This window comes from Streptomyces sp. NPDC001156 (assembly GCF_053598275.1).
In genome coordinates, this window is record NZ_JBSFJX010000509.1 from 1 (window position 1) to 1,648 (window position 1,648).

Below are 1,648 nucleotides of genomic sequence, written 5' to 3' on the forward strand. Positions count from 1 at the left end.
CACCGAAGTCACCCGCCCGTCACCAGCATGAGTACCCCGGAGCCGACGCACACCAGCCCCGCGACCTGCTACTTCACGATGCACACCACTCAGTGACGCAATGGTCGCCGACGCCCCCACCTTCGACCAGGTGCTGCCCGAGCTGCTGCGCGTCACCGATGGGCGCACGGTGCCGGCGTACAACGAGGAACCTTCGACCGCACCATCATCACCTCGGCTGCCGACCTGGGCCGGAGCGTGGAAGCCTCCTTCGACGCCGACGAGGCCCCGCTGCCGCACCTGCCCACCGAGGACGAACCCGCCGCCTGAGACGACGGTGTGGGCCTCACACCCGCCGGCGGATTGCAGCGTCTCACGGCGCAACCGAGCCTTCGACGGAGCCATTGATCGTGCGGGACAAGAGCCCGCGCTGGCGTGCGGCGTCGGTAAGCAGCCCATGCAGACACCGTCGCCCATAGTGCAACCGGGATTTCGCGGTGCTGGGTGGGATGCTCAGGATCTCCGCGATCTCCACGTGGGAGAAGTCTTCAACGAAGGCCAGGTACACAACGACGGCGAGCTTCCGCGGGAGTCGCTGCAGCGCGACTTTCACCGCATGCTCCGACAGCCGGCCCACAGCCTGCGCCTCGGCGGTCTGGGGAACATGCAACGTCGGGCGTTCCGTGTCCGGCAACCGGCCGATGGAGCGTCGCATCGGAGAACTCGAGCGAACCGGGCGCTGTCGCTCGCCACGGGCATCGAGCACGGTGTCGGCCAGGACCCGAAACAGCCACAACCTGGGATCTGTCTGCCAGGCCAACGACCCGAAGGCGTCGAAAGCCCTGAGATAGGTCTCCTGAAGCAGGGCCTCTGCGTCGCGGCGATCGCGGGTCATCTGTACCGCGGCCGCGTACAACCGGTCGATGAACGGCATGGTCACATGGTGGAAGAGCGCGACGAGCTCGGCTGGATCCGCCGCAACGGTGGGAGGGCCGTTCAAAGTACCGGCGTTCGGCGGAGCGGCCATCTCGTAGTCCGTGCTATCAGCGACAGGGATGCGACGATCCTGATGCGGCAAGGCATCTCGTGGTATGCGACGACTGCTCACGCGCGTCTCCTTCTCGTGCAGTGTCGGGAGGGAAGTCAGGCCCGGAACGGTGCTCGGTCGTTCTCGGTGAGGACGCGGCGTACTGCGGCACGCCGCGTCCTGGGCGCTGGACAGGTCGCAGGTGATGTCGCCGGCGCGGTCCAGAACCCTCCCGACATGGCCGCTCTCCGCCAGAGAGCCGACGATGGCTCCACCGATGGCCCCTTCCGCCTGTGACGACGGCGACCCGGAAAACCCCTGTGAGCGGTGCGTGTGCGCTGAAGTAACGGTTCCTCTGTTCTCTTACAAAAGCTGTCACTTGCGCGCCAATGGGACGCGTAAATGTGACAATAGTTAGCCACCCCTGGCGCCGACAGACAGTGAGAGTTCTCGATACGGTTCTGCAGAACCGTCGACCACCAGCGACAGGCTTTTAGGGTCGGATGCCGAAGGGTCCGAGCTCGCCGAAGTCGAGGCGCAATGAATCGAGCATGGCGGCGGCGTTGTCGACGGTGAGGACGTCTGCGGCGGCGAGGACGCCTGTGTACTTGGCGGCGACGGGTGCGGCGGCTGCCTCGGCGA

At 66.3% G+C, this 1,648-nt stretch carries 1 protein-coding gene; it reads right to left on the reverse strand.

Features of this window, described 5'->3' with window-relative positions:
- Nucleotides 1-352 precede the first annotated feature (352 nt).
- On the reverse strand, nt 353-1,087 hold the full coding sequence (locus ACWDA7_RS52680; protein ID WP_450615310.1) for an RNA polymerase sigma factor: 735 nt from the start codon (nt 1,085-1,087) through the stop codon (nt 353-355).
- Nucleotides 1,088-1,648 lie beyond the last annotated feature (561 nt).